Annotated in this window: 2 protein-coding genes; both read right to left on the reverse strand. The window is 33.8% G+C overall.

Features of this window, described 5'->3' with window-relative positions:
• Nucleotides 1–835: putative capsular polysaccharide synthesis family protein (locus PX636_RS18370; protein WP_288118205.1), on the reverse strand; the 835-nt coding region annotated here is incomplete at its 3' end.
• Nucleotides 807–1,607 carry an SDR family oxidoreductase gene (locus PX636_RS18375; RefSeq protein ID WP_002796359.1) on the reverse strand — a complete coding sequence of 267 codons (801 nt, stop codon included), beginning with the start codon at nucleotides 1,605–1,607 and terminating at the stop codon, nucleotides 807–809. The genes PX636_RS18375 and PX636_RS18370, both read right to left, overlap by 29 nt.
• Nucleotides 1,608–1,620: the final 13 nt, after the last annotated feature.

Genomic DNA, 1,620 nt, shown 5'->3' on the forward strand with positions numbered 1-1,620 from the left:
GGTCAAGTCGTTCACAATCTAAATTTTCAACACCTAAAAAAGTTTCTAGGGCTTCTTTTAAGCAAGAATCAAGTTTTTCTAATTTTAAGACTAATAAGTCAATATTTCTGTCGGGGAAATTCGCAATCGCATAACCTTTTTCTTTCGGAAAATCAATGGAAGCGATATCAATGCCGAAAACTGGTTGCAATTCTTCTTCAAACCAGTCAAACTGCTTTCCATAAACAAATTTTTGAGACCAAAATTTTTTAATAATTTCATCCATTGTGATTAATCCTTCTTGATATTTTATGAAAAATTCAGGAAAAACAGATTGACAATGAATGACTTGAAAAAACCAAGAAATATTACGGGCGATGGGTTCTCGGACTCCAGTAATAATTTTAATATTTTTTTGATTTTTAATTTCCTCAATGTGTTCGCTTAAATATTTGGTCATACAGGAATGCCCAAAGGTAAAAGCATGATAATGTTTCTCCAGTTGCATTGTTTCCCAAATTTTTGAGAAATGTTCTGAATTCAGATTATGGATATGATAAATAGCTTGATTTTGCAGATGTTTTTTTAGGGTCAAATAGGTACTCATTGAACCGACTTTCCCCATTTGATAAACAAATATGACTGAAGAATTATTGAGAAGTTCTTGTTTTAATTTTCTTTCTGTATTCCACATATTAATCCTATTATTCATATAGGAATACACGGGAAAAAACTGTTTATCTGCGATGGGATAATAGTTAAGAGCTTGGTTTGAGAGTTTAGTTTGTGTGTTCATGATGCTTGTTGATGATGCTGGAGGGTTGAATTTAAAATGCTGACGAGGATAAACCACCATCGATGGGAATAGTAATTCCCGTTATATAACTCGCACATTCTGAAGCTAAAAATACAACGAGATTAGCAAATTCTTCAGTCGTACCAATTCGATTCATGGGAATTGTTTTTAGAATTCCTTCTCGGATTAAATCTGGGGTTGTTCCTTGCTTTTTGGCATAAATTTCTAAATATTCTCGATGTCTAGGGGTATCAATAACGCCGGGGTTAACACTATTAATTAAAACATTATAGGGGGCGGTTTGTCTAGCTACTGATTTGGTAAAATTCATTAAAGCTGCATTGACAACACCCGATTTAACTAAACGAGGAGATGGCTCTTTTCCCGATGTCCCAATGATATTAACAATTCTTCCCCAATGTTGTTTTTTCATAATCGGTAACACTAAATTGGTTAAGCGAATATAACCCATTAATTTTCCTTGAAAAACGTTTAACCAATCTTCATCGGAAAGGTTTTCAATTAAATTATCAGCAAAGTTAGCTCCTTCAGAATTATTTACTAAAATGTCAATTTTGCCATATTGATTTAAAGAGTCCTGTATTAATTGTTCAGAATCTTGAGCTTGATGGACATCAGCCACTAAACGCAGAATTTCTTGGACAGGATAAGCTTGAGCCAGAGATTGATAAGCTTGTTCTAAGCGTTGGGAATTGCGACCACAAATAATTAAGTGACAGCCTTCTTCTGCTAATTTTTCAGCAATGGTAAACCCAATTCCCGCACTACTTCCCGTAATCAAAGCCACTTTATCTTTTAATCCTAAATCCATAAACTTTGTCCTA

Source organism: Microcystis sp. M53598_WE2, assembly GCF_030067735.1.
Taxonomy (GTDB): domain Bacteria; phylum Cyanobacteriota; class Cyanobacteriia; order Cyanobacteriales; family Microcystaceae; genus Microcystis; species Microcystis aeruginosa.

Coding starts and splice junctions, on each gene's coding strand:
- PX636_RS18375 (WP_002796359.1), bottom strand. CDS start 1,607: ATGGATTTAGGATTAAAAGATAAAGTGGCTTTGATTACGGGAAGTAGT.